The organism is Microbacterium sp. TPD7012 (assembly GCF_003075395.1).
Taxonomy (GTDB): Bacteria; Actinomycetota; Actinomycetes; order Actinomycetales; family Microbacteriaceae; genus Microbacterium.
This window is the reverse complement of sequence record NZ_QDFV01000001.1, coordinates 509,752-535,877: the sequence shown is the minus strand read 5'-3', so window position 1 is coordinate 535,877 and position 26,126 is coordinate 509,752. Positions and strand designations below refer to the sequence as shown.

The window sequence follows — 26,126 nt, the reverse complement described above, 5'->3', positions numbered from 1 at the left end:
ACCTACTCGGCAGGGACAGCGACGACGACCTTCGCGGGACGCAGCTCGATGTCACCGAGGCGGTATCCCACCTCGACGACTTCGAGCACCGTGGTCTTGGTGGCGCCCGGAGTGGGCTGCTGGAAGATCGCCTCGTGGCGCTGCGGGTCGAATTCCTCGCCCTTCTCGCCGTAGGAGACGACACCGAGGCGCTCGACCACCACGCGCACCTTGTCGGCGATCACGGCGAAGGGCGTGCCCTCGACGAGGTCGCCGTGCTGGGCCGCGCGGTCGAGATCGTCGAGCACCGGGATGAGGCCCTTGGCGGCCTCGCCCTTCGCTCGCTCGCTCTCGATCTGACGCTGCTCCTCGGTGCGGCGGCGGTAGTTGGCGTACTCGGCCTGCAGACGCTTGAGGTCGTTCAGCAGGGTGGACTCGAGGTCGGCGAGGACGGCGTCCTCCGCCGCGGCCTCACCGGTCTGCGTCGCGCCGAGGATGTCGTCGACCGTGAGGTCGTCGTCAGAGCCCTCGGCCGCTGCGGCCTCGGTGGAGTCGGGGTTCTGCGGCTGGGGGCCGGACGCGTTCGCGTCCGACCCCTCTTCCGGAACCCCGGCGTTGTCGTCGAAGTTCTTGTCCGTCATGATTACTTCTTGTCTTCCTCGTCGTCGACGACCTCGGCGTCGATGACGTCCTCGTCGGAGGAGCTGTCATCGGCGGGCGCGTCGCCCTCAGGGGCGGCGCCGGCCGCGGCATCCGCCTGCGACGTGGCGTAGATCGCTTCGCCGAGCTTGCCCTGCGACTCGTTCAGCTTGTCGAACGCGGTCTTCACGGCGTCGTCGTCCTCGCCCGCGAGTGCGGTCTTGAGGGCGTCGACGTCGGCCTGGACCGACTCCTTGACGTCGGCGGGGAGCTTGTCCTCGTTGTCCTTGATCAGCTTGTCGATCGAGTAGGCGAGGGTCTCGGCCTGGTTGCGGACCTCGGCGGCCTCGCGGCGCTTCTTGTCTTCGGCCGCGTTCTCCTCGGCCTCGCGCACCATGCGGTCGATGTCTTCCTTGGACAGCGACGAGCCGCCCGTGATCGTCATCGACTGCTCCTTGCCGGTGCCCTTGTCCTTGGCGGACACGTGCACGATGCCGTTGGCGTCGATGTCGAAGGTGACCTCGATCTGCGGGATGCCGCGGGGAGCCGGGGCGATGCCGGTCAGCTCGAACGTGCCGAGCGGCTTGTTGTCGCGCGTGAAGTCGCGCTCGCCCTGGAAGACCTGGATCGCGACGGACGGCTGGTTGTCGTCTGCCGTGGTGAAGGTCTCGCTGCGCTTGGTCGGGATGGCCGTGTTGCGCTCGATGAGCTTGGTCATCATGCCGCCCTTGGTCTCGATTCCGAGGCTCAGGGGGGTGACGTCGATGAGCAGCACGTCCTTGCGCTCACCCTTGAGGACTCCGGCCTGCAGGGCGGCGCCGACGGCGACGACCTCATCCGGGTTGACGCCCTTGTTCGCTTCCTTGCCGGCCTCGCGCTTGACGAGCTCGGCGACGGCGGGCATACGCGTCGATCCACCGACGAGCACGACGTGAGCGATGTCGGCGACCTTGATGCCGGCCTCGCGGATGACGTCCTCGAACGGCTTCTTGGTGCGGTCGAGCAGATCCTTGGTGAGGTCCTCGAACTTCGCGCGGGTGATGGTCTCGCTCAGCGACACCGGGCCGGACTCCGTCAGCGACAGGTACGGGAGGTTGATGCTGGTCGAGGTCGAGGAGGAGAGCTCCTTCTTCGCCTGCTCGGCAGCCTCCTTGAGGCGCTGGAGGGCGATCTTGTCACCCGAGACGTCGACGCCCGTGGTCTCCTTGAACTGCTTGATGAGGAAGTCGACGAGACGCTGGTCCCAGTCGTCTCCACCGAGGCGGTTGTCACCGGCGGTCGAGCGCACCTGGATGGTCGAGAAGTCGTCGTCCTTGCCCACCTCGAGGAGGGAGACGTCGAACGTTCCGCCACCGAGGTCGAAGACGAGGATGAGCTCGTCTTCCTTGCCGCGGTCGAGACCGTACGCGAGGGCGGCGGCGGTCGGCTCGTTGATGATGCGCAGGACGTTGAGGCCCGCGATCTCACCGGCCTCCTTCGTGGCCTGGCGCTCGGCGTCGTTGAAGTACGCGGGGACCGTGATGACGGCATCCGTCACCGTGTCGCCCAGGTACGACTCGGCGTCGCGCTTGAGCTTCATGAGGATGCGCGCGGAGATCTCCTGCGGCGTCCACTTCTTGCCGTCGACGTCGAAGCTCCAGTCGGTGCCCATGTGGCGCTTGACCGACGAGATCGTGCGGTCGACGTTGGTGACGGCCTGGCGCTTGGCGGTCTCGCCGACCAGCACCTCTCCGTCTTTGGTGAAGGCGACCACCGAGGGGGTGGTGCGGAAGCCCTCGGCGTTGGCGATGACCTTGGGCTCGCCGCCCTCGAGGACGCTGACGACGGAGTTGGTGGTTCCGAGGTCGATACCGACAGCACGTGCCATGTGTTTTCTCCTTTGTTGGAAGTTCTTGTGGTTCGGAAATCTGCGGCGATCAGGGAAACCTGAGTCGCGATGACTCAACTGTACTCCGAGGTGCGGATGCTGTCAAACAAAGTTGATACGAGAAGGCTCAAGTTTGGGTGTCAGCAGTTATCCACAGGCGTGGATCGGCGGATGCGGCGACTGCCTAGGCTCCCGCAGCATGACTCGACGAATTCATCGCACCACCCTCCGCATCCCTGCCGTCATCGCCCTGGCTGCCTTCTTGGCCGTCGCGACCGGGTGCGCCGCACCCCCGATCTCGCGCGAGGCGAGGAGTACGGACCCGAGCCGGACATCCGGCACGAGCCCGACATCCGATGCGGGGATCGGGTCGGTTTCGGAGGATGTGACCTTCGCCGCAGGGGCGGCCCTGACGGCGGATTCGGACATCCGGTGGGGCGACGGGCTGATCGAGGACGAGGGGTGGGCGGCGCTCCCGTCCGATCAGCCGGGACGATGGTCGTACCGGAACGCCAGCGGCTCCTGCACGGCCGCGTTCCGGGGTGGAGTGCTCGGTGACGCGGGCGGCATGGACGACAGGGAGGCCACCGACGCCCTGATCGAGCATCAGTCCGGTGGCGATTTCCTCGGGCAGGACTGGCTCACCGACGGAGAGTTCCTGCGCTACGGAGGCGAAGGCTCCGGCGTGGAGCACCGCCAGTTCAGCTACACGTTCAACGAGGTCGGATACTTCATGGCCGCGCGAGCCTTCGTGGAGGCCGACTACTCGGTGTGGGTCACCGTCACGTGCGAGGGCGAGCCTGTCGGCCCCGTCGTGCAGGAGGTGCTGTCGAAGAACTTCATCGCGGTCGACGAGTAGCGTGAGCCGTCGAATCAGAACGGCGGGCTCGAATCGTCGTCGGTGAAGGTGATCGTGTGCAGGGGCGGCGGCTTGTCGATGTAGGTGCGGCCGGTGGGGCTGGTCCAGGCGTAGGTGCCGTCGCCGAGGGGTTCGACGTGCCACGGGGTCTGGTGTTTCAAGACGTGGTGTCGTCGGCAGAGGTGGCCGAGGTTCTCGGCGGTCGTCGCACCGCCGTGGGCGGCGTCGTGGTGGTGGTCGATGTCGCAGTCCGATGGTGGGTACCCGCAGGTGGGGAATCGGCAGCGTTGATCCCGAGCCCGCAGGTGTCGTCTCAGGTCGGCGCTAGGTCGGTAGCGGTCGACGGTGAGGAGCGCTCCGGTGATGGGGTGGGTGAGGATGCGGTCCCATCCGGATGCCGCCCCCGCGAGGCGTCTCGCGGTGTCGGGGTCGATCGGTGTGCAGCCGTTCAGTTCCGCGGGGGTCGTGCCGTGCCCGATGAGGGTCGTGACCGGGACGGTCACGGACACGCTTGCCGTGATCGCTCCGAGCAGCCCGTCGGGGGTGTCGTGGCCTGCCGGGGCTCCGGTGAGGAGGAGGTCGAGGGCGAGGTCGGCCCGGGTCTGTCCGAGAGTGCGCGGGTCTTTGGCGACCGTGTCACCGGTCGGTCGTTCCGCGGTCCGCGCCGCATCCGCGGCCGGGCCGAACGCGCTCTCCCGCGACTCAGCGGCGGGCGCACCCGTGGTCGCGTGCGTTCCGGCATCCGCCGGGGTCGGGCCCGTCTGTTCCTGCACCGTCTGTTCCGGCACCGTCTGCTTGTGCACGGTCTTGGCCATGGCGGTGATCCGTTCGAATGCTCCATGCACCAACGCGGCGGGGCCGAGCATGCCGAGTTCGGCCATCCCGTCGGGGAGGTCTCTCACCCACACCCCCCCCCCCCGCTTCTTCCGGGCATCCTTGTGCCGGTCACTGATCGGGCGGGACTGGTACCGTTCCGCGACCCGCCGCGCCCRCCGCGCGACCCGGTTCGCGGACTCCGTCTCCGCGAACCCGATCATCTCCGCCGAATACGCCTCCCGGTCCGCGGGATCGTCCAGGTGCTCGCCGGCGTCGCAGATCACCCGCGCATGCSCGGCACTGATCCGCCCCGACCCCAGTGCCCGCCACACCGACGGGAAACGCTCCACCAGGAACGACGCRTCCGTCATCCGCCGCTGCACCGTCCGRTCCGACACCCGCAGCGCGGCCGCGAACTCCGCCGCGACCGACCGCAACACCAGATCCGCCTCCTCCCGAGACCCCGCCTGGCCCGCGACGTCGACCGCCAACCGGGACCCGACCGCAAGAAACCCGTCCCGCACGGCCTGCATGCTGCTGATCGTGCGCTCGACCTCGACGAGCATCTCGGTGACCGCACCCAGTGCGTTCACCTGCTCGACCGTCGCGTCCGCCACTGCTGTCATACCCCAAGTGAAACAGGGGCCACCGACATTGAAACCCCCAGATCACGCCCACAAACCGATACACCAGCATCCTGTCCCCGGACAACGGAACACCGCCGAAATGCACGGCGCCCGGCCACCGAATCCGCCAGGCTCAGCGCCCGGAAAGCGCCCTCGCCCACACGCCCTGATGTTCCCGCACGTAGTCGACAGCCCTCGCCCAGTGCGCACCGTGGCCGTCCACGTGCATCGACGCCCATGGTTCCTCCGCCGTCGCCGCCGCACCCTCCAGTAGGGCCAGCATCGCCGCCGTCCGCTCCGCCATCGCGCCGGGCAACTCGCCCCGCATCCGCTCGTCCGCTCCGTAGCCGTCGACCAGTGCTGCCAGATCGCCGGCCGCAAGCGCGGGTTCCCGTCCGCTGTCGGAGAGAGTGAAGGCCTGCGCGGCATACGCCAGATCCCAGAGGCGAGTGCTCGGCGCGGCGGCATCCCAATCGATGAACACCCATCGCTCTCCGATGACGAGATTCCACGGAGCCAGGTCGTTGTGACACACGAGTCCTGCCGCCGGTGCGGGGATCGCGGTGCGCCACGCCGCATCCGACGGAGGCACGTAGACCTCGCTCGCGTCGTGGATGTCGCGGATCATCGATCCGACCCGACGCAGATCGTCCGCCGCCAGCCGACCACCGTCGATCGCCAGATCTCCCGGCACGAACTCGATGATCTGCCGCCCCTGCCCGTCCCGGCCCAGGGGTTCGGGGGCATCCACCCCCTTCCCCCGCAGGAACGTCACGAAGTCCGCGACGCTCTCCGTCGCATCCGTCCAGGGCTTGCGCACCGTGCCCCCGACACGCACGACAGCACCGCTCACGTTCCCGCCTGCCAGCGGCTCCTCGTCCATCCGACGACGCTACTCCGAAGAAGCCTCCGCAGACGCCGGCCGCACCAGCAGCCGCCGCACACCCCCGCGCGCCAGCATGAGCACGACGATGAGCAGCGTGACAAGGAAGAACCCGCCGAGATACACGGCGTCGCCGAACACCAGGTCGACCAGCTCCAGCACGAGGAATTTGCTGCCCGGCATCACGAGCAGCAGCACGACCACGCCGACCGCCCGTCTCGCGCCGCTGCCCTCGGAGCGGATGCGCGCGAGCGCCTTCGTCTTCACCCACACGACGGCCTCGAGCACGACCTTCAGCAGGACCGCCGTCAGCAGCGACAGCAGGAAGCTCTCGGAGATCACCGCCGGGAACAGTTGAGTGAAGGTGCCGAGGACGACCAGATACACGAGGACGTCGACCAGATCGATGGCACGGAGCCGCATGGCCCGAGTCTAGAGGTTCGCACCCCCGCGATACCGCGCAGCGGGATGCCGTTCCGGGAGGCGCGGCCCCTCGCCGAAGATCCGCTCGCGCAGTGTCTCCCCCGGCACGTACGCCTCGCGCATCCGTCCCCGCCGACGCAGCTCCGGAACCACGAGCTCACCGAAGTCCCTGGCCGTGTCGAACGAGTGGTACTGGCGCAGGTTGATCCCGTCGATGCCGTCGGCGTCGAGCCACCGCTCGATCGTGTCGGCCACCTGCTCGGGACTGCCGACCGCGAGGAAGCGCGAATCCCACGCCTCGTCGACCGCTCCCGCGAACTGGCCGACGGTCAGATGCAGCGGGAGCGCGCCGGCGTCGACCACGTCCTGCCGTCCCTCGCGCTCCAGCGCCTCACGCACCGTGATGTCGGCCGGATGCTGCAGGGGATGGAACGGCACGCTCATGTGGATGAACGCTCCCTCGGGGTCGCGGAACGACCGGTACTCCTCGTACTTCGCCCGCGCCTCCTCCTCGGTGGGCGCGACGATGACGGTGGCCATCACGACGTACCGCGTGTCCTCCGGCCGCCGACCGTGGCGCACGCTCTCGTCGCGGATCGCGGCGATGTTGCGCTCGAGCGCTCCGGGCGGACGGTCGGCCGTGAACAGCACCTCTGCGTGCTGCGCCGCGAAAGCGATGCCGGCCTTCGACGCCGACGCCTGGAACAGCAGCGGAACACGCTGCCGCGACGGCTCGGACAGGTGAGGCCCCGCGACGCGGAAGTGCGTGCCGACATGATCGATCGCGCGCACGGCGCCGGCGCGGCTGTACGTGCCGCCGTCCTTGTCGGCGACGACCGCGTCGTCGTCCCACGAGCCCTCCCACAGCTTGTAGAGGACGTCGATGTACTCCGCCGCGATCTCGTATCGGGTGTCGTGCGGGATCTGATCGTCGAGACCGAAGTTGCGCGCCGCGTTCGGCAGGTACGAGGTGACGATGTTCCATCCCACCCGTCCGCGGGTCAGGTGATCGAGCGTCGCCATGCGCCGCGCGAAGGCGAACGGCGGCTCGTAGGTCGTCGAGAAGGTCACGCCGAAGCCGATGTGCTCGGTGACGGCCGCCATCGCGGCGACGAGCAGCAGCGGATCGATGTTGGGGATCTGCAGCCCGCGCTCGAGCGCGGGCTCGAAGCTGTCGTCGTAGACGTCGTACGCACCCACGACGTCGGCCAGGAAGATCGCGTCGAAACCGGCCGCCTCGGCGACCTGCGCCAGCTCGGTCCAGTAGGAGATGTCGGCGTAGCGCTCGCGCTGGTTGTCCGGCTGACGCCACAGCCCATGGGTGATGTGCCCCGGCGTCGCCATCTCGAACAGGTTGACGATGAGCTGCTTGGTCATCGCGCCTCCTTCCTCGGCCCTCGCAGAACCCTAGTGAAGTCGGCATCCTCGCGGCGAGACGGGGGACGCGGAACGTCACCCGGCGGCGCACCCCGTGAGGTCGTGCACGGTGATGCCCCGGTGGTAGATCTGCAGGTCGGGCTGCGCCGGATACCCTCCGGTGCGCCACGAGGACCGGTAGATGCCGGTCTGGAAGTACGGCGGCCACTGCTGGTGGTAGTTGTTGTCGCCGGAGATGTCGAGCACCGTCGTTCCGCCGTGGGTGACGATCACGCGGCCGGGCGTGGAGGGCGTCGACCAGGTGATGTCGACGGTCCAGTCGTTCCAGCGGCCGTACTGCACCGGCACCGGGAGCGTATGCCTGGTCAGCTGCGTCGTGAGGTCGGGCTGGAGCCGGTAGACGTGCAGCTCCCACACGGGCGTCGGGGCGCCGTTGAGCAGGAGCGCGAGCGGCGGATTCGTCGCCCGGCCGTCCGGCAGCGTGTAGCCGTGCCACTGCGCGAGGATCGTGCCGTACCGGAAGGGCACGTAGTCGGTCGGGATGTAGTGCGAGACTCCGTAGCGGTACCGGCCGAGGGCGAACTGGCGGCGCGCGATCTCGGCCCGATACGAGACCTGGTCGGCCGGCACCGTGAAGCGCATCACCGGCTGCCCTGAGCCTGCCGGATCGGGCACGATCGCGTAGCGCGCGGGCGGGAAGAGCGTCTGGTCGCCCCAGACGTCACCGGCGCCGACCGGACTGCTGGCGCCGTCGAAGATGCGCGCGGTCCAGTTGCCGGCGGAGGGAGTGGCGAATCCGTCCTGATGGACGAGCGCCTCGCAGGCGGCGCTGGCGGATGCCGGGCGTCCGGCGACCGCGAAGGTCGTGGCCAGTGCCGCGGCGCCGGAGGCGCGGAGCAGTGTGCGCCGATCGAGCAGGAGGCGTCCGAGGGCGGTCCGGTGGGTCTGAGAAACATCGTCGTTCGTCATCCCCGACACGGTAGGGGCGCGGAGCGGGGCGGCCAAGCGATACAACAGAAGCTAACAATCGCGACACATCTCCGTCATACGCACCTCCTAGGCTGACCGCATGGCTCGACCCACCCTGCTCGCCGTCTCGCACGGCACGTCCGACGCCGCCGGGGCGCGCGCGATCGCCGACCTCGTCGAGGCGGTCGCCGCCCGGCTCCCCGACGTCGAGGTGCGCGCCGCCTTCGTCGACGTGCAGGAGCCCGACGCCGTCGACGCCCTCGCGGCGATCGACGGCCCCGTCGTGGTCGTCCCCCTGCTGCTGTCGAGCGGATTCCACGTGCATCACGACCTGCACGGGATGGTCGCCGACCGGGCGGATGCCGTGGTGGCGGCGCCTCTGGGCCCCGACCCCCGGCTCGCCGCCGTGCTCGCGGAGCGGATGCCGGCGGCATCCGCTCTCCCGGTGATCCTCGCGGTCGCGGGGTCGCGTGATCCGCGGTCGCTGACGGATGCCGAGGGCATGGCCGCCGTCCTGCGCGAGCATCTCGGCCGCCGCGTCGAGCTCGCGTACCTCGCCGCCCGGGAGCCCGACCTGCCGACGGCACTCGCGGCGCATCCGGAGGCCGTCGTCTCGACCTATCTCCTGGCGCGGGGATACTTCTTCGACCTCGCCGAACGACAGGCCGCCGGTCGCGCGCTCACGCTGCCGCTCCTCGACGGCGGCGCGGTGCCCGAGCCGCTGATCGACATCGTGGTCTCGCGCTTCGAGGAGACCGCCCCGCTGATCGCCTGATCCCGACGGACGGGCCGTCTGTCAATATTCCGGCGACCGTATGTCTCTCTGTGACGCCCCCTGACGTCGCGTGTCATCCAGGTTCTTGCACCGAGTCCAACCTCCTACCTTGATGCGAAGCCATCCCAGGGAGCAGGTCATGACCATCGAGCAGCCGACGCCGATCCGTGGTGCCCGCACGCGCACCACGCGGACGCCGACCAAGCCGCACGGACAGTGGGCCGTGGACGGTCGCGAGCCCCTGAACGCGAACGAGGAGTTCAAGCTCGCGGACGACGGGCTCAACGTGCGCGAGCGCATCGAGACGATCTACGCGAAGGGCGGCTTCGCATCGATCGATCCGACCGACCTGCACGGACGCTTCCGCTGGTGGGGGCTCTACACGCAGCGCAAGCCGGGGATCGACGGCGGTCGCACCGCCCAGCTCGAGCCGCACGAGCTCGAGGACGAGTACTTCATGCTGCGCGTGCGCATCGACGGAGGCCAGCTCACGACGCAGCAGCTCCGGGTGATCGGCGAGATCTCGACCGAGTTCGCCCGCGACTCCGCCGACCTCACCGACCGTCAGAACGTGCAGCTGCACTGGGTGCAGGTCGAAGACGTCCCGGAGATCTGGCGGCGCCTGGAAGAGGTCGGACTCAGCACCACGGAGGCCTGCGGCGATGTGCCGCGGGTCATCCTCGGGTCGCCCGTGGCCGGAATCGCCGCCGACGAGATCATCGACCCGACTCCGCAGATCCAGGAGATCGCGGAGCGCTTCATCGGCGATGCGACGCTCGCGAACCTGCCGCGCAAGTTCAAGACGGCCATCACCGGTCACCCCAGCCAGGATGTCGTCCACGAGATCAACGACTGCGCCTTCGTCGCCGTCGAGCATCCCGAGCTCGGGATCGGATACGACCTGTGGGTCGGCGGCGCGCTCTCGGTGGTTCCGCGTCTCGGCGAGCGTCTCGGCGTCTTCGTGGCGCCCGACCGGGTCGCCGACGTGTGGCACGGGGTCACGCAGATCTTCCGCGACTACGGCTATCGCCGTCTCCGCAACAAGGCCCGCCTGAAGTTCCTCCTCGCCGACTGGGGCGTGGAGCGCTTCCGCGAGGTGCTCGAGACCGAGTATCTCGACACGCCTCTCCCCGACGGCCCCGCAGCCCCCAAGCCCACGAGCCTCGGCGACCATGTCGGTGTGCACGCGCAGAAGGACGGCAGATTCTTCGTCGGCGCTGCCCCTCTCGTCGGACGCGTGTCCGGCTCGACGCTCACGGCTCTCGCCGATCTCGTGGAGGTGCACGGGTCGCAGCGCGTCCGCACCACCCCGCACCAGAAGCTCATCGTGCTCGACGTGCCGGAGCCCGAGGTCGAGAGCCTCATCGCCGGCCTCGACGCGATCGGCCTGTCCGCCCGTCCCAGCCTGTTCCGGCGCGGCACGATCGCCTGCACGGGCATCGAGTACTGCAAGCTCGCGATCGTCGAGACGAAGGCCAACGCCGCCGAGGCGATCACGCAGCTCGAGCAGCGTCTCGGCGAGCTCGAGCCCGAGATCGGCCGCCCGATCACCCTCCACGTGAACGGATGCCCGAACTCGTGCGCCCGCATCCAGATCGCGGACATCGGGCTGAAGGGCCAGCTCGTGTCGATCGACGGCGAGCAGGTCCCCGGATATCAGGTGCACCTCGGCGGCGGCCTCGCGAACGTCGACCGCGAGGAGGCCGGCCTCGGCCGCACCGTCCGCGGGCTGAAGGTGGCCGCCGACGGCATCGCCGACTACGCCGAGCGGGTGATCCGCCGCTACCTCGCCGACCGGGAGCTCGACGAGACCTTCGCCGTCTGGGCGCACCGCGCCGACGAGGAGGCGCTGCAATGAGCGCACCTGGAACTCGGCCCCTGAGCCGGTCGAAGGGCCAGCCGATCGTCATACGTCCGGCCCGCCGCTCGGTGGACGAGCTGCGCGCCCTCGCCGAGCGCGGCGCGGTCGAGCTTCGCAGCCGTCAGGCCGATGAGGCGAGCCCCGCCGAGGTCGTCGCCTGGGTCGCCGAGAACTTCGCCGTCAGCCAGGCCACCGTCGCGTGCTCGATGGCGGATGCCGCGCTGCCGCACCTGGTCGCGCAGAGCCTCCCCGGCGTCGACGTGCTGTTCCTCGACACCGGCTACCACTTCGCCGAGACGACCGTCACGCGCAACGAGGTCGAGCGAGAGCTCGACGTGCGCATCGTCGACGTCAAGCCCGTGCAGTCGGTGCGCGAGCAGGATGCCGCCCACGGCGAGGACCTCTTCGCCCGCGACCCGGGCCTGTGCTGCGCGCTGCGCAAGGTCGAGCCGCTGCAGCGCGCGCTCGGCGACTACGAGCTGTGGTTCACCGGCGTGCGTCGCGAGGAGGCGCCCACCCGCGCCGAGACTCCGCTGATCGTGTGGGACGAGCGCAACGGACTGGTCAAGGTGAACCCGGTCGCCGCCTGGAGCTTCGACGACCTCATCGACTACGCGACCGTCAACGAGGTGCCGGTGAACCCGCTGATCGCGAACGGCTACCCGTCGATCGGCTGCGCACCGTGCACGAAGCCCGTCGCCGCCGGCGAAGACCCTCGATCCGGCCGCTGGGCCGGCCTGTCCAAGACCGAATGCGGGCTGCACCTATGACTCTCGATACGCAGGACGCTTCGACAGGCTCAGCGACCCAGCACCATGGGCCCCTGAGCTCGTCGAAGGGTCGGCTCTCCGCGCTCGACCTGCTCGAGGCGGAGGGCATCCACATCATCCGCGAGGTCGTCGCCGAGTTCGAGCGCCCCGTGCTGCTGTTCTCCGGCGGCAAGGACTCGGTGGTGGTGCTGCACCTCGCGGCCAAGGCCTTCGCCCCCGGACGCGTGCCCTTCCCCGTGCTGCATGTCGACACCGGCCACAACTTCCCCGAGGTGATCGCCTTCCGCGACGAGACCGTGGCGCGGCTCGGCATCCGTCTCGAAGTCGCGAGCGTGCAGTCGTACATCAACGACGGCCGCCTCGCCGAGCGCCCCGACGGCACGCGCAACCCGCTGCAGACGCAGCCGCTGCTCGACGCCATCGCCGCGGGGAAGCACGATGCCGTGTTCGGCGGTGCCCGCCGCGACGAGGACAAGGCGCGCGCCAAGGAGCGCATCATCTCGCTGCGCGACGAGTTCGGCCAGTGGGACCCGCGCAACCAGCGGCCCGAGCTCTGGAGCCTCTACAACGGCCGCCACCTGCCCGGCCAGCATGTGCGTGCGTTCCCGATCTCGAACTGGACCGAGCTCGATGTTTGGCGCTACATCGAGCGAGAGGGCATCGCTCTGCCTCCGCTGTACTACGCGCACGAGCGCGAGGTGTTCCGCCGCGACGGCATGTGGTGGGCGATCGGCGAGTTCTCGCAGCCGCGCACCGGCGAGGAGACCGAGCGCCGCGTGGTCCGCTACCGCACCGTGGGCGATATGAGCTGCACGGGAGCGGTGGAATCGGATGCCGCGGACACGGCATCCGTCGTCGCCGAGGTCGGCCGCTCGACGCTCACCGAGCGCGGCGCCACCCGTGCCGACGACCGCATCAGCGAGGCGGCCATGGAAGACCGCAAGAAGGACGGGTACTTCTGATGAGCGCGATTGAAGCTGGGCCGGAGACCACCACGCTCTTCCGCTTCGCCACGGCGGGGTCCGTCGACGACGGCAAGTCCACGCTCGTCGGGCGCCTGCTGCACGACGCGAAGGCGATCCTCGCCGACCAGCTCGAGCAGGTCGCGACGACGTCCCGGCAGCGCGGCTTCGCGCACGGCGACTTCGACTTCGCGCTGCTCACCGACGGCCTGCGCGCCGAACGCGAGCAGGGCATCACGATCGACGTCGCCTACCGGTACTTCGCCACCGCCCGGCGGAGCTTCATCCTCGCCGACTGCCCCGGACACGTGCAGTACACGCGCAACATGGTCACCGGCTCGGCCACGGCCGATGCGGTGATCGTGCTGGTCGACGCCCGCAAGGGGATCGTCGAGCAGACGCGCCGTCACCTCGCCGTCGTGTCGCTGCTGCGCGTCGCGCACGTGATCATCGCGGTGAACAAGATCGACCTCACCGGCTTCGACGAGAACGTCTTCGTCGAGATCGAGCTCGAGGCGGCGCGCGTCGCGGAGCAGCTGGGCCTGCACGGCATCCATGTCCTGCCGGTCTCGGCCCTGGAGGGCGACAACATCGTCGACCGGTCCGCGCGCACCCCGTGGTACTCCGGCCCGACGCTGATCGAGCTGCTCGAGGAGCTGCCCCGTCAGGATGAGGAGGACGCCGCGGCATCCGCCTTCCGGCTTCCGGTGCAGCTCGTGCTGCGCCCGCAGGGCGGGCTCTCCCCCGACATCGACGATCCCGAGCGGTACCGCGACTTCCGCGGCTTCGCCGGGCGCATCGCCTCGGGCGTCGTGCAGGTGGGGGACCGCGTCGACGTCTTCCCCGGCGGGCACGAGACGACCGTCACCGGCATCCACGTGGCCGGGGAGCCGGCGGATGCCGCCACCGCGCCCCAGTCCGTGACGCTGGCCCTCGCCGACGAGATCGACGCCGCCCGCGGTGCGCTGATCGCCGCCGCCGGCACCGCTCCGACGGGAAGCCGCGAGGCCGTGGTCGAGCTCTTCCAGCTGGACGCGCGCCCGGTCGTCGCGGGCGCGAAGGTGCTCGTCAAGCACGGCACCGCCACGGTGCAGGCGCTCGTCGCCGAGGTGCTGTCGCGCCGTGACCTCGAGACGCTCGCGCACGAGGACGCACCGTCGCTCGGCGCGAACGAGATCGGCCGGGTGCGGCTGCGCTTCGCCGCCGACCTGCCGATCGAGCCGTATGCGCGGGATCGCTCCGGCGGCTCGCTCCTGCTGATCCACCCCGCCGACGGCGCGACGCTCGCCGCCGCGACCGTGATCGACGAACCCTGAGACCTGCACCACCGAACCTGCACCACCCCACCTGCACCACCCCACCTGCACCACCGACCGCTGAGGAGGCGAAACCGTGAAGATCACCCGCACCACCACGACACTCACTGCCCTGGGACTCGCTGCGATGATGCTCGCCGGCTGCGCCTCCGCATCCGCGACCGACGACGCCGCGAAGGGCGAGACGAAGGCACCCGACGAGGTCCGCCTCGGGTACTTCGCCAACGTGACGCACGCCCCGGCGCTCGTCGGGCTCTCCGAGGGACTGTTCGAGGACGCGCTCGGCGACATCGATCTGAAGACAGAGGTCTTCAACGCCGGCCCCGCCGCCATCGAGGCGCTGTCCGCCGGCGCCATCGACGCCACGTACATCGGACCGAACCCCTCGATCAACACCTTCATCCAGTCGGGAGGGGAGTCGGCGCACATCATCGCGGGCGCCACCTCGGGCGGCGCCGCCCTCGTCGTGCGCGACGGGATCGACAGCCCGGAGGACCTCGCGGGCACGAACATCGCGACCCCGCAGCTGGGCAACACGCAGGATGTGGCGCTGCGCAGCTGGCTGGCCGAGGAGGGTTTCGAGACCTCGACCGCGGGCGGTGGCGACGTCACGATCACCCCGACCGAGAACGCGCAGACGCTCACGCTGTTCCAGCAGGGTGAGCTCGACGGCGCCTGGCTGCCGGAGCCGTGGGTGTCGCGGCTCGTGGTCGAAGCGGGCGCACATGTGCTCGTCGACGAAGCCGATCTCTGGAAGGACGGCGCGTTCCCGACCACCGTTCTGCTGGTGCGCGCGGAGTTCGCGGAGGAGCACCCCGACGTCGTCGAGGACCTGCTCGAAGGACACGTGGCCTCGGTCGCCTGGCTCGACGAGCACGCCGACGAGGCGCCCGGCGTCATCAACGACGCCCTGGAGGAGGCCACCGGCAAGCGCCTCTCGGACGACGTGCTCGCCCGCGCCCTCGAGAACGTCACGTTCACGGTCGATCCGCACGCGGAGACCTTCGAGACGCTGGTCGAGAACGGACTGGCCGCCGGCACGCAGAAGAAGGGCTCGATCGACGGGCTGTTCGACCTGCGTGCGCTGAACGCGCTGCTGAAGAAGGACGGCGAGGAGCCCGTCTCCGCCGCCGACCTCGGGGAGGAATGATGAGTGCGCCCGCGGGGTCATCAGGAGCCGGGGCCCTGAGCCTGTCTGAGGGCACCCCGGCTGTGTCCGTGGCCGCGCTGACGCCGAGCTTCGACGGTGTCACGCCGCCGGCGGCGCCGGCCGCGCCGGTCGACCCCGCGGTGCGCCTCTCCCACGTCACGAAGCGCTTCGGTGCGGGACCGCTCGTGCTCGACGACGTGACGCTCGACATCGCGCCCGGTGAGTTCGTGTGCCTGCTGGGCGCCTCCGGATGCGGCAAGTCCACCCTGCTCAACCTCATCGCCGGGCTGGAGCCGCTCACGTCGGGTGAGATCCTGACCACCACGGGGTCACTGAGCCCGTCGAGGGGCGGCGCGGCGGTGATGTTCCAGGAATCGGCGCTGATGCCGTGGCTGACAGCGCGCAAGAACGTCGAGCTCGCGCTCCGGCTGCGCGGCGTCCCCCGCGGCGAGCGCCGCGCGGAGGCGCAGCGGCTGCTGGCGACCGTGAATCTCGCCGAGGCGGGTGACAAGCGGCCCCATGAGCTGTCCGGCGGCATGCGGCAGCGCGTCGCGCTCGCCCGCGCGCTCGCCCAGGACCGCCCCGTCCTGCTGATGGACGAGCCGTTCGCCGCGCTCGACGCCATCACCCGCGACCTGCTGCACGAGGAGCTCGAGCGGGTGTGGCGCGCCACCGGCCGCACGATCGTCTTCGTCACGCACAACGTGCGCGAGGCGGCGCGGCTCGGACAGCGCGTGATCCTGCTCTCCAGCCGCCCGGGTCGGGTCGCCGGGGAGTGGAAGGTCGCCACGACCACCGGCCGGCGCATCGAGTCGCCCGAGGTCGCCGCGCTCGCCACCGAGATCACCGCCGAGCTGCGGAAGGAGATCCGCCGCAATGCCGCTTGACACCGCATCTCCTCGGCTTTCGAGCGAGCGCAGCGAGACGAAGGACGACGAGCTGCGCACGCTCTCCGCGGGCCTCGACCGCCTGCAGAGCGCGCAGGGAGACCTCCGCCCCCGATGGCGCACAGCACTGTCGAAGGTGCTGCCGCCCATCGTCCTGCTGCTCGCACTCCTCGCCGCCTGGCAGCTGTACGTCGTCATCGCCGACCCGCGCCCCGACATCGCCCCCGGTCCGCTCCAGGTGGCGGGTGCGCTCGGCGAGGCCTGGCAGACGGGACGCCTGCAGGAGGCCGTGCTCACCAGCCTCGAGCGCGGAATCATCGGCTTCCTCATCGCGATCGCCGTCGGCACCCCGCTCGGTCTGCTCCTGGCCGAATGGAAGCCGCTGCGCCGCGCCGCCGGCCCCCTGATCTCCGGCCTCACCGTGCTGCCCTCCGTCGCCTGGGTGCCGGCCGCGATCATCTGGTTCGGCCTCTCCGACGCGACGGTGTACTTCGTGATCCTGATGGGCGCGATCCCCTCGATCGTGAACGGCCTGCTCTCCGGGATCGACCAGGTGCCGCCGCAGCTGCGCCGGGTCGGGACGGTGCTCGGGGCGAGCCGCTGGCAGCTCGCCACCGCGGTGATCCTTCCGGCCGCGCTCCCCGGGTACGTCGCCGGGCTCAAGCAGGGCTGGGCGTTCTCGTGGCGATCGCTCATGGCCGCGGAGATCATCGCCGTGGGCGGCTCGATCGGCTTCGGGCTCGGCTCGATGCTGCAGCAGTCGCGCGAACTCGCCGATCTCGCCGGCGTGCTCGGCACGATCCTGCTGATCCTCGCGATCGGCATCCTCATCGAGCTCGCCATCTTCGGGCCGCTGGAGCGACGGATGCTGCAGAGCCGCGGCCTCGCGCTGGGAGGCGACCGATGACCGGGATCGTCACCCTCGTGGGGGCAGGGCCCGGCGATGCCGGCCTGCTCACCGTCAGCGGCCTCCGTGCGCTGCAGGAGGCCGACGTGATCGTCGCCGACCGCCTCGGCGCCCGCGCGGTCCTCGAGCAGCTGGCCGCCGAAGGAGTGGAGATCGCCGCCGAGGTCATCGACGTCGGCAAGCTCCCCGGACACCATCCGGTGCCGCAGGACGGCATCAACGACCTGCTCGTGCGGCTCGCCTCGGAGGGGCGCCGCGTCGTGCGCCTGAAGGGCGGCGACCCGTTCGTGTTCGGCCGCGGACGCGAGGAGCAGCAGCACTGCGAAGCCGCCGGCATCCCCGTCGACGTCGTCCCCGGTGTCACGAGCGCCGTGTCCGTCCCCGCCGTCGCGGGCATCCCGCTGACCCACCGCGGCGTAGCGGCATCCTTCACCGTGCTGAGCGGCCACGACCAGATCGAGCAGGGCGGGCCCCTGAGCCTGTCGAAGGGCGATCACACGGTCGTGCTGCTGATGGGTGTGAACACCCTCGGACACTCCGCGCACGTGCTCAGCTCCGGCCCTCGCGGGGTCGACTGCCCCGTCGCGATCATCGAGGACGGTTACGGCGAGCGCGAGCGCGTCACCGTGGGCACGCTCGGCTCGATCGCGCAGCTCGCCGCGAGCCGTCAGGTGCGGTCGCCTGCCGTCGTCGTGGTCGGCGACGTGGTGGCTCTGAGCCCGCACGCGGCGCTGATCGTCACCTCGTCCGTCTCCGAGCCGCGCGCACCTCGACCCAAGCCGCACTGGGCGGATGCCCTCGACGCGGGTCTCGCGGTCGACACCGGCCTCATCCAGGCGGTCGACGCGCTCGACCCGGCATCCGCTCGTCGCTCTCCCCTCGCCTCCCTGTTCTCTCGCTCGCGCTGAACGCGCCCCCGAAAGGCTCTGTCATGACCTCCTTCCCCCCTGCCCTGCGCGTCGCGATCGTCGGCGCCGGTCCCGCCGGGATCTACGCCGGCAACCTCCTCGCCACCGCCGTCCTCCGACGGGCTCAGGAACCGGGCGGGCTGCCGGACGCCGATGTCGAGATCGACCTGTTCGAGTCGCTCCCCGCCCCCTACGGGCTGATCCGGTACGGCGTCGCCCCCGATCACCCCCGCATCAAGGGGATCGTGAACTCGCTGCACGAGATGCTCGACGCGTCGACCTCGTCGTCCCGCCGCACGATCCGCTTCATCGGCAACGTCGAGGTCGGGCGCGACATCGCCCTCGACGAGCTGCGTGAGCGCTACCACGCGGTGATCCTCGCGACCGGCGCGATCCGCGACGCCGTGCTCGGCATCCCGGGCGTCGACCTGCCCGGCTCGTACGGCGCCGCCGACTTCGTGGCCTGGTTCGACGGCCACCCCGACGTCGCCCGCACCTGGCCTCTCGACGCCTCGTCGGTCGCCGTGATCGGCAACGGCAACGTCGCGCTCGACGTCGCGCGCGTGCTCGCCAAGCACGCAGTCGACCTGCGCACGACCGAGGTGCCGGACAACGTGCTCGAAGGCCTCGAGTCGTCGGCCGTGACCGACGTGCACGTGTTCGGCCGCCGCGGCCCCGCCGACATCAAGTTCACGCCGATCGAGCTGCGCGAGCTCGGCGAGGTGCGCGACGTCGACATCGTCCTGTACGACGAGGACTTCGAGGGCGTCGATCCGGCCGCAGCCCCGAACAACCAGCTCAAGGTCATGCTCCGCACGCTGAACGGCTGGCGGGATCGGCCCGCCGGCACGGCATCCCGCCGATTGCATCTGCACTTCTGGCACGCGCCCGTGGAGATCACCGGCGACGGGGAGGTCGAGGGCATCCGGTTCGAGCGCACCCGTCTCGCGACCGACGGGACGGATGCCGTGCCGCGGCTGACCGGCACGGGCGAGTTCCGCGACTACGCCGTGCAGGCGGTCTACCGCGCGGTGGGCTACTACGGCACGCGCGTGGTCGACGCCCCGTTCGACGAGGCGCGCGGCGTGGTGCCGAACGCCGGGGGCCGCGTCGACGGCGAGGCGGGCCTGTACGCGACGGGCTGGATCAAGCGCGGACCCGTCGGCCTCATCGGCCACACCAAGTCCGATGCGCTCGAGACGATCACGCACCTGGTCGCGGATGCCGAGGCGGGCCTGCTCGCAGATCCCACGACGACGGGCGACGTGCTCGACCTGCTCGACGCCCGCGAGACGGCGTACACGACGTGGGACGGCTGGCTCGCCCTCGATGCGCACGAGCGCCACCTCGGCGAGACGCACACCCACGCCCGCGAGCGGGTCAAGGTCGTGCCGCGCGAGGAGCAGGTGGCGGTGTCGTCACGGGCGGTGTCGCGCGACGACGCCTACGTCCGATGACCTACGTGATCGCACTGCCCTGTGTGGACGTCAAGGACAGGGCCTGCATCGACGAGTGCCCGGTGGACTGCATCTACGAGGGCGAGCGCTCGCTCTACATCCACCCCGACGAGTGCGTCGACTGCGGCGCATGCGAACCCGTGTGCCCCGTCGAGGCGATCTACTACGAGGACGACCTGCCGGAGGAGTGGCAGGATTACTACAAGGCGAATGTCGATTTCTTCTCGGAGATCGGATCGCCCGGCGGCGCCGCCAAGGTCGGCGTCTACGCGTTCGACCATCCGGTGGTCGCCGCCCTTCCCCCACAGGAGGGTGGGCATGACTGAGACGGCTCCGTACGACGTGCTGATCATCGGCGGCGGCCCCGCCGGCCTCTCGGCCGCCCTCAACCTCGGCCGCTCGCTCGTGCGCGTGCTCGTGGTCGATGCGGACCGGCCGCGCAACGCCGCCACGCTGAACTCCCACGGCTTCCTCACCCGCGACGGTGTGCCGCCGCACGAGCTGCGTCGCATCGCCCGCGAGGAGCTCGCGGCCTACCCGAACGTCGAGATCCGCTCGCGCGTGCGCGTCGCGGCGCTCCGGTCGACGGATGCCGAAGCGGACGGGGTGCGCTTCGACGCCGAGATCGGACGACGCGAGCCTGAGACGACGGTCTCGGCGCGGTCGGTGCTGCTCGCCACCGGGCTCCGTGAGACGCTCCCCGACGTTCCGAACCTCCGCGGCTTCTACGGCATGAGCCTGTTCAGCTGCGCCGCGTGCGACGCCTGGGAGCTGCAGGGGCGGCGTCTCGCGCTCATCGGGGAGTCCGCCGACCTCGCCGCCCGCGCACGCCTGATCGGCCGCTGGACCGAGACGCTCACGGTCTTCACGAACGGCGCCGATGTCGTGAGCACGGCAGAGGAGGCAGAGCTCGCCGCTGCCGGCGTCGCCGTGCGACGGCATCCGATCGTCGAGCTCGTGGGCGACCGCGGCCGGCTCGAGGCGATCCGCCTGGCCGACGGGGCGACGATCGCCGTGGACGGCGGGTTCGTGCGGCCCGAGTGGGAGACCGAGCTGTCGTTCCTCGACGGCATCGTCCCGACGCTCGACGAGGCCGGGCACCTGGTCACCGATCGCTCCGGACGCACCGATGTGCCCGGTCTCTACGCGGCGGGCGATGCGGCGACCCCCGGCCCGCAGCAGCTCATCGTCGCGGCCGGGGCCGGAGCCCGCGTGGCGGCGGTCATCGTGCACGACACGATCGGCGTCGCGACCGCGCACTGAGCAGGGCTGCCCATCGTCCGCTGCCGGGCACGGGTCTAGGCTGACCGCCATGACGCGCACCTCGCAGCTCTCACCGCTCCTCCGTCTGGCCGCCGCGGCGATGGTCGTGACGGCGGCGCTTCCGCTCAGCGGATGCCTCTTCGCGCAGATCCCGACGACCGGTCCGTCCGAGAGCGCCCCCTCGAGCGGTCCCGAGGCGACCGACGAGCCCGCCGAGGAGCCGTCGGGCGGATCGACGCTGACCTTCGCCGAGGGCCAGGAGCTCTCGAGCAGCGCCTACATCGAATGGGGCGACGGCTTCCTGACAGACGACGCCTGGAAGACGGTCACGCCCGACGACGGCAACGGCGGCTGGACGTACGGCACGGTCGATGACACGTGCACCGCGCAGTTCTGGCAGGGTCGCACCTCCGATGTGGCCGTGGTCGCCGGTGACGACAGCGCCTCGTCCGACGCGATCCTCGGCGTTCTCCTGCAGACCGCGACCGCCGACATCACCGCGGTGGCGACGACCGGCGAGTTCAGCTACCTCGTCGGCGGCGCGGGCGGCGTCGAGACCCGCCAGGTCGTCGGCACCGACGGCGACCGCACCTGGACGATGGCCGCTCGCGCGTTCACGACCACGGGCGTCGGCCTGTACGTGATCGTCGACTGCACCGGCGGCATCGGCGCCGAGGCGACCATGGACCTCGTGAACGAGGCCAACGCGGTGGTCGTCACCCCCTGATCGGCTGCCGGCGAGCGCGAGACCTCACTTGCCGCCGGGAGGACCGACCAGCAGCAGGATCACGTAGAGCGCGACGATCCCGACCGCGAGCAGGAGCACCAGCACCAGGGGCCGACGCAGGAACCAGCGCATCAGCCGGTCGTACCAGCGGCGGTCACGGGGATCGTCGGTCGCATCGAGGCGCCAGGCACCGTCGAGCCGGCCCGTGCGGTGCAGCCAGATCTCGGTGGGGATGGTGGCATAGGGCACGATAGCGCTGACGACCGCCAGCACGCCGACCCCGAGGTGCCAGCGCTGGTTGAGCGCGACGAGCACCGCAGTGGCCGCGTAGGCGAGGAACACGAAGCCGTGGATGCCTCCGCCGACCGTCACCACCACGCCGGGTGCGCCGACCGCACGGGCGATGATCGCGGCGATCAGGATCGTCCAGGTGATCGCCTCCGCGATCGCGAGGACTCGGAACAGGCGGTCGGGGGTGCGGAACACGGGACTCCTCGGGTGGCGTCCTCCCAGCGTATCCGGGCGCAGCGGAATACCCGATCGCGCACGGGCGTTGCCGAAGGCATGGTGACAGTGGATGCGGACGCACTCTCGCAGGTGCTCGGCACCGTCGATCTGCGCGTCGGCGTGGCTCGGCGCACCTCCCTTCCCACGGGGGCGCTGCTGCCGATCCCCCACGACGTGATCACCCTCGTCTACATCGCCGAGGGCAGCGTGCACGGGCATCCGCCGCTGGGAGACGGATGCCGTCTCGACGTCGATCCCGGTTCGCGCCGTCTCACGATCGACCCGCAGGGCACCCGTGATCGGCTCGTCGCCGGCGACGCCTTCCTGATGCTGGGCGGATCGCCGTTCGCGCTCGAGGCCGAAGATGCCGCGAGCCTCATGGTCGTCGACCTCGAACTCGCGGATGCCGCGTCGCAGCTGCGCGCTGTGCTGCCCGAGTTCATCACCGTGACGGGTTTCGACGCCCTCGAGCCCGCGGCCGCCGCTCTGGCCGAGAACATGGGCCTCGTCGACCCGGACGCGTGCCCCGTGCGCCAGGGCGATCCGCTGATCTGCCGCATGATGGCGACGACCGTGCTGCTCTCCCTCATCCGCGCCTGGGCGGCGAACGGCTGCGCACCGCAGGGCTGGCCCTCGCTGTCGAACGATCCCTTCCTCGACCGTGTCGTCGAGGCGATCCACGAGGAGCCCGGTCGCGACTGGACCGTCGAGCGCCTCGCCGGGGTCAGCGCGATGTCGCGATCGACGTTCGCCGAGCGCTTCCGCACCGCCGTCGGCCGCTCCCCCGCCGATTACGTCACCGAGGTGCGCGTCGACGCGGCGAAGCGGATGCTCGACGCCGGGCGAGCCGTCTCCGAGATCTCGCGGGAGCTCGGCTACGCCTCGGACGAGGGCTTCAGCCGCGCGTTCCGCCGCCGCACCGGCATGACACCGTCATCCTGGCGCATGGCCCACCGCGCGCCCGTCCCCGCGTAGCCCCCGGCCGGCCGGCATCCGGCATCCGGCATCCGGCATCCGGCATCCGGCATCCGGCATCCGCATCGATTGCGGGCACGACTTCGGAGTTCCGCGCGCGACACGCCGCGGGAGGCTCCGAAGCCGCGGGGTGCCGGCCGCGATCTCCGAAGCTGTGCGCTGTCGGCCGGGCCCGCCGCTATCGGCCGGGCCCGCCGCGGCCGGTCGGGCGTGCCGCGATCCCGCTCAGGCCTTGATGCGGTTGGAGGCGCCGAAGAGCACGGCTCCGACGAGCAGGATCGCCGCCCCGACCGCGTACACGAGCTCGATGCTCATGGTGTCGACGAGGAATCCGCCCACGCCCGCCGCGATCATGATGGCGCCCTGGAACCCGACGACGACCAGGCTGCCGCCCGCCTCGAGGCGGTCCGGCATCCGGTGACCGACCCAGGTGTTCACGACGATGAGCCAGGAGGCGAAGAACAGGCCCCAGACGAACACGACGATGCCGATCCCGAGCACGGTGCCCGAGAGCAGGATCATCGAGGCCACCGCCACGGCGATCACGACGGGGGCGAACACGGCGAAGAAGGCGAAGGAGCGGTCGATCACGAGGCCGATCACGAGGTTGCCGATCAGGCCGCCCGCACCGAACAGGGCGAGCAGCACCACGATGGTGGAGGCGTCGACATCCGGGATGCGCTCCAGCGCGAGGCGCACGTAGGTGTACGCGAGGAAGTGGCCGAGAACGATCAGCACGTGTCCGATCATGCCGAGGCTGATGCCCGGACGACGCACCGTGTCGACCAGGAGACGGATGCTGGATGCCTGCGCCGCCGGCACCGAGGGCAGGAGCGTCCGCAGCGCGATCGCGAGGAGTCCGGTGACGACGCCCGCCAGGGCGAAGACCATGCGCCAGTCGATGAGCTCGCTGAGCATGACGCCGATCGGCACGCCGGCGACCGTGGCGAGCGAGGTCCCCGCGGCCGTGAACATGACCGCACGGCCGAGGCGCTCGGGTCCGGCGATGCGCGCGGCGACCGTGATGGACATCGACCAGAACGCGCTGATCGCCGCCCCGAGCAGGAACCGGGCGAGCAGCACGATGATGAGGTTCGGCGAGATCGCGACGATGAGGTTCGACACGGCCGCGGCGAGCGCCATCCACACGAGCAGCGATCGGCGATCGAGGCGGGGGAAGATCAGGCCGATCGTCGGTGCCACCACCAGGCCGACGAGCGCGGTGACCGTGACGGTCTGCCCCGCCTGTCCCGGGGTGACGCCCAGCGACGCCGCCATCTCGGTGAGCACGCCGTTGGGGAGGAACTCCGCCGTCACCAGCAGGAAGCTCATCAGCATCACGACGATGAGGCCGCCGTACGGCATCCGCCCTGCTCGAGAAGGGGATGCGGTCGTCGGGATCGGCGCTGTCGTGGTCATGGTTCCACGCTCTCAGGTTCCGCGGGTCGACGCCCGACCGGTCGTCCACGGCATCCGACCATTCGTCCGGCGCGCGAGCGCAAGATCGTCCCGCGGGTGGACAGGCGCGGGCCCGCGGGAGGACGCGGTGCGGACGTCGCGATCGTTAGCGTGGCGACGCCAGACCAACCGATGACTCCTGTGAAAGGCTCTGATGAAGACCCCTGCCCTCTTGACGACGGCCGCCGTGACGGTCGCGCTGCTCGCGCTGACCGCGTGCACGGCGGGCGGCACCGACACCGCCGAGCCCGACTGGAAGCCGAAGCCGGTGACCTGGAGCGAGTGCTCTCCCGACGATCCCGCCGTGACCATCGAGCCCGGCCTCGAGTGCGCCACGCTGAAGGTCCCCCTCGACTACTCCGACCCCGAGGCCGGCATGACCGAGATCGCGCTGTCGAAGCTCTCCGCGACCGAGAGCACCGAGAATGCCGAGACGGTCCTGATGAACCCGGGCGGGCCCGGGGCCGGCGGCCGCTCGCTGCCCTTCCTCGGCACGGCGAATCTCGCCGACCTCGCCACCGACCACGACCTGGTCGGATTCGATCCGCGCGGGACCGGCGCGAGCACCCCGCTCGACTGCCTCGAGCAGGCCGCCACCCTGACCGGCTTCGAGCCGACGGAGGAGGCGATGACGGCCGCGATCGACGCCCAGACGAAGGACCGAGCCGCCTGCATCTCGGAGAACGAGGAGTACATCGCCTCGATGAACGCGGCGACCACCGCGCGTGACATGGACGCGATCCGCGTCGCGCTCGGCCTGAAGAAGGTCGACTATCTCGGCTACTCGTGGGGCACCTACCTGGGCGCGGTCTACCGCTCGCTCTTCCCGGAGAGCATCGATGAGATCGTGCTCGACTCCATCGCGCCGCCCGACATCGATCTGGCCGCGATCCAGCCCGGCGTCGCCGAGCTCGGCGAACCGGCCCTGCAGGCATTCGCCGAGTTCGTCGCGGCGAGCCCCGAGGGGGTGACGCTCGGGACGACTCCCGACGAGGTGAAGACCTCGCTGACGGAGCTCTCGGACACCATGCTGGGCAAACAGGTGACCGTGCCGGAGGACGACGGCTTCGGCGGCACCCTCGGCGCCGCCGCCCTGTCGGACGCGGTGTTCGGGGTCAAGGCGACCTGGCCGATCATGCTGACGCAGATCGTGCAGATGGATGCCGCGCTCGGCACGCTCGCCGACGTCGAGCCCGGCACCGACATCGTCGCCAGCGGCACCGAAGCCGCGTATCTGTGCAACGACTCGACCACCGAGCAGTCTGCGGCATCGGCGTGGAAGAGCATCTCGAAGCTCCGCGCCGACTTCCCCCAGACGTGGACGGCGACGCAGGCCTACTACTACGGATTCTGCGTGGACTGGCCGGCCGACCTGTCGCCGGACCCCGTCGCGCTCGAGGACACCGGACGCCCCCTGCTGCTCGCCGCCCACACGGACGAGCTGGTGACGCCGGAGTCCCTCGCGCCCGACATGCAGGGTGCGATCGGCGGCTCCATCCTCACCATGGAGGACGACGTCCACGGAAGCACCGGTAACGCGTCGGCGTGCGGCGCGGCCGCGGTGACCGAGTTCCTGCGGACGGGGAAGACGGAGACCACCACCTGCGAGTACGACATCCCGGCACCCTGACGCATCGCCGTCGCCAGACGCACCCATCCGTGATCGGGTGGGTGCGTCTCCGCGTCCGGGGGAACACGCGGTCTGGACAGCCCCCGCCCGCAGGCCCTAGGCTCGTCGACGCACCGGGACGAGCCCGGAAGGCCG

The 26,126-nt window shown here is 70.5% G+C and carries 25 protein-coding genes; 16 read left to right on the top strand and 9 right to left on the bottom strand.

Annotated features, from left to right (window positions below; all coding sequences use genetic code 11):
• Positions 1-2: 2 nt before the first annotated feature.
• Together DC434_RS02565 and dnaK are read right to left on the bottom strand one after the other, a co-directional pair.
• Positions 3-620: a nucleotide exchange factor GrpE gene (locus DC434_RS02565; protein WP_116633686.1), complete on the bottom strand. Its 618-nt coding sequence runs from the start codon at positions 618-620 to the stop codon at positions 3-5.
• A gap of 2 nt (positions 621-622) precedes the next feature.
• Entirely contained in the window at positions 623-2,485 is a 1,863-nt protein-coding gene (dnaK, locus tag DC434_RS02560; RefSeq protein ID WP_116633685.1) for a molecular chaperone DnaK, read from the bottom strand.
• A 199-nt stretch (positions 2,486-2,684) separates the two neighbouring features.
• Between dnaK and DC434_RS02555 the strand changes: the two genes are divergently transcribed.
• Positions 2,685-3,344 (top strand): hypothetical protein, encoded by a 660-nt coding sequence (locus tag DC434_RS02555; protein ID WP_133192764.1) that lies wholly within the window; start codon positions 2,685-2,687, stop codon positions 3,342-3,344.
• A 14-nt stretch (positions 3,345-3,358) separates the two neighbouring features.
• On the opposite strand, the gene DC434_RS02550 is transcribed toward DC434_RS02555, so the two are convergent.
• The 5 genes from DC434_RS02550 to DC434_RS02530 all read right to left on the bottom strand — a co-directional run bounded on the left by DC434_RS02550 (position 3,359) and on the right by DC434_RS02530 (position 8,438).
• Entirely contained in the window at positions 3,359-4,786 is a 1,428-nt protein-coding gene (locus tag DC434_RS02550) for an HNH endonuclease signature motif containing protein (protein WP_116633683.1), read from the bottom strand.
• A gap of 133 nt (positions 4,787-4,919) precedes the next feature.
• Complete coding sequence (locus tag DC434_RS02545) at positions 4,920-5,669, bottom strand: phosphotransferase (RefSeq protein ID WP_116633682.1); 750 nt, start codon at positions 5,667-5,669, stop codon at positions 4,920-4,922.
• A gap of 9 nt (positions 5,670-5,678) precedes the next feature.
• On the bottom strand, positions 5,679-6,092 hold the full coding sequence (locus tag DC434_RS02540) for a hypothetical protein (RefSeq protein ID WP_116633681.1): 414 nt from the start codon (positions 6,090-6,092) through the stop codon (positions 5,679-5,681).
• Positions 6,093-6,101: 9 nt separating this feature from the next.
• Positions 6,102-7,469 carry an NtaA/DmoA family FMN-dependent monooxygenase gene (locus tag DC434_RS02535; protein ID WP_116633680.1) on the bottom strand — a complete coding sequence of 456 codons (1,368 nt, stop codon included), beginning with the start codon at positions 7,467-7,469 and terminating at the stop codon, positions 6,102-6,104.
• Positions 7,470-7,544: 75 nt separating this feature from the next.
• Positions 7,545-8,438, bottom strand: a complete 894-nt coding sequence (locus DC434_RS02530; protein WP_116633679.1) for a heparin lyase I family protein — start codon at positions 8,436-8,438, stop codon at positions 7,545-7,547.
• A gap of 100 nt (positions 8,439-8,538) precedes the next feature.
• Here DC434_RS02530 and DC434_RS02525 point away from each other — a divergent pair, with 100 nt between their 5' ends.
• The 13 genes from DC434_RS02525 (at position 8,539) to DC434_RS02465 (ending at position 21,421) form a co-directional block, all read left to right on the top strand.
• Positions 8,539-9,213: a CbiX/SirB N-terminal domain-containing protein gene (locus DC434_RS02525; protein WP_116633678.1), complete on the top strand. Its 675-nt coding sequence runs from the start codon at positions 8,539-8,541 to the stop codon at positions 9,211-9,213.
• A 139-nt stretch (positions 9,214-9,352) separates the two neighbouring features.
• Complete coding sequence (locus DC434_RS02520; RefSeq protein WP_116633677.1) at positions 9,353-11,071, top strand: nitrite/sulfite reductase; 1,719 nt, start codon at positions 9,353-9,355, stop codon at positions 11,069-11,071.
• Positions 11,068-11,844: a phosphoadenylyl-sulfate reductase gene (locus tag DC434_RS02515; RefSeq protein ID WP_116633676.1), complete on the top strand. Its 777-nt coding sequence runs from the start codon at positions 11,068-11,070 to the stop codon at positions 11,842-11,844. Before DC434_RS02520 ends, DC434_RS02515 begins: the two co-directional genes overlap by 4 nt.
• Entirely contained in the window at positions 11,841-12,806 is a 966-nt protein-coding gene (gene cysD, locus DC434_RS02510) for a sulfate adenylyltransferase subunit CysD (RefSeq protein WP_116633675.1), read from the top strand. Before DC434_RS02515 ends, cysD begins: the two co-directional genes overlap by 4 nt.
• Positions 12,806-14,122, top strand: coding sequence for a GTP-binding protein (locus DC434_RS02505; protein WP_116633674.1), 1,317 nt, complete (start codon positions 12,806-12,808; stop codon positions 14,120-14,122). The genes cysD and DC434_RS02505 overlap by 1 nt, the downstream gene beginning before the upstream one ends.
• A 76-nt stretch (positions 14,123-14,198) precedes the next feature.
• Positions 14,199-15,272 carry an ABC transporter substrate-binding protein gene (locus tag DC434_RS02500; protein ID WP_243408770.1) on the top strand — a complete coding sequence of 358 codons (1,074 nt, stop codon included), beginning with the start codon at positions 14,199-14,201 and terminating at the stop codon, positions 15,270-15,272.
• 68 nt (positions 15,273-15,340) lie between these two features.
• On the top strand, positions 15,341-16,159 hold the full coding sequence (locus DC434_RS02495) for an ABC transporter ATP-binding protein (protein WP_243408769.1): 819 nt from the start codon (positions 15,341-15,343) through the stop codon (positions 16,157-16,159).
• Complete coding sequence (locus DC434_RS02490) at positions 16,149-17,066, top strand: ABC transporter permease (protein ID WP_116633672.1); 918 nt, start codon at positions 16,149-16,151, stop codon at positions 17,064-17,066. The genes DC434_RS02495 and DC434_RS02490 overlap by 11 nt, the downstream gene beginning before the upstream one ends.
• A complete protein-coding gene (gene cobA / locus DC434_RS02485; protein ID WP_116633671.1) occupies positions 17,063-17,974 on the top strand; it encodes a uroporphyrinogen-III C-methyltransferase in 912 nt (303 codons plus the stop codon). The genes DC434_RS02490 and cobA overlap by 4 nt, the downstream gene beginning before the upstream one ends.
• 23 nt (positions 17,975-17,997) lie before the next feature.
• The gene (locus tag DC434_RS02480) at positions 17,998-19,431 is read left to right on the top strand and encodes an FAD-dependent oxidoreductase (RefSeq protein ID WP_116633670.1); all 1,434 of its coding nucleotides are present in this window, start codon (positions 17,998-18,000) and stop codon (positions 19,429-19,431) included.
• On the top strand, positions 19,428-19,757 hold the full coding sequence (fdxA, locus tag DC434_RS02475; RefSeq protein WP_116633669.1) for a ferredoxin: 330 nt from the start codon (positions 19,428-19,430) through the stop codon (positions 19,755-19,757). The genes DC434_RS02480 and fdxA overlap by 4 nt, the downstream gene beginning before the upstream one ends.
• Positions 19,750-20,694 (top strand): NAD(P)/FAD-dependent oxidoreductase, encoded by a 945-nt coding sequence (locus DC434_RS02470; RefSeq protein ID WP_116633668.1) that lies wholly within the window; start codon positions 19,750-19,752, stop codon positions 20,692-20,694. The genes fdxA and DC434_RS02470 overlap by 8 nt, the downstream gene beginning before the upstream one ends.
• 49 nt (positions 20,695-20,743) lie before the next feature.
• Positions 20,744-21,421: a hypothetical protein gene (locus DC434_RS02465; protein ID WP_116633667.1), complete on the top strand. Its 678-nt coding sequence runs from the start codon at positions 20,744-20,746 to the stop codon at positions 21,419-21,421.
• Positions 21,422-21,445: 24 nt separating this feature from the next.
• Here the strand turns inward: DC434_RS02465 and DC434_RS02460 are convergent, their stop codons facing one another.
• Positions 21,446-21,907, bottom strand: a complete 462-nt coding sequence (locus tag DC434_RS02460; RefSeq protein ID WP_116633666.1) for a DUF3817 domain-containing protein — start codon at positions 21,905-21,907, stop codon at positions 21,446-21,448.
• A 78-nt stretch (positions 21,908-21,985) separates the two neighbouring features.
• On the opposite strand from DC434_RS02460, the gene DC434_RS02455 reads away from it, so the two are divergent.
• Positions 21,986-22,903, top strand: coding sequence for an AraC family transcriptional regulator (locus DC434_RS02455; RefSeq protein WP_116633665.1), 918 nt, complete (start codon positions 21,986-21,988; stop codon positions 22,901-22,903).
• A gap of 225 nt (positions 22,904-23,128) precedes the next feature.
• Here DC434_RS02455 and DC434_RS02450 read toward each other — a convergent pair whose 3' ends face one another.
• On the bottom strand, positions 23,129-24,322 hold the full coding sequence (locus tag DC434_RS02450; protein ID WP_116633664.1) for an MFS transporter: 1,194 nt from the start codon (positions 24,320-24,322) through the stop codon (positions 23,129-23,131).
• A gap of 193 nt (positions 24,323-24,515) precedes the next feature.
• Between DC434_RS02450 and DC434_RS02445 the strand changes: the two genes are divergently transcribed.
• Entirely contained in the window at positions 24,516-25,991 is a 1,476-nt protein-coding gene (locus DC434_RS02445; protein ID WP_116633663.1) for an alpha/beta fold hydrolase, read from the top strand.
• Positions 25,992-26,126 lie beyond the last annotated feature (135 nt).